The organism is Aquirufa aurantiipilula, from assembly GCF_019923745.1.
Lineage (GTDB): Bacteria > Bacteroidota > Bacteroidia > Cytophagales > Spirosomataceae > Aquirufa > Aquirufa aurantiipilula.
In genome coordinates, this window is record NZ_JAANOG010000060.1 from 1 (window position 1) to 255 (window position 255).

The following is a 255-nucleotide window of genomic DNA, read 5'->3' on the forward strand; positions in this document are numbered from 1 at the left end:
GCACAACAGGTTAATATTCCTGTACTTACTTATTGGGCAAATAGATGACGGAGAGAATGGGTTACCAGATACTGACGGAATAGTGTCTTTGAGAGGCGGCAGCAATGCCAAAACGAGTGTAGCGAGTAATCTTCCAAGAAAAGTCTAGGCGTGTATAACTAATAAGTAACCCGTACCGTAAACCGACACAGGTGGTCGAGAAGAATATTCTAAGGCGCTCGAGTGAATCACGGCTAAGGAACTCGGCAAATTAAC

Annotated in this window: 1 rRNA gene; it reads left to right on the forward strand. The window is 44.3% G+C overall.

From position 1 onward, the window contains the following. Positions 1-255 (forward strand): 23S ribosomal RNA (locus tag G9H60_RS13770); the annotation flags it as partial.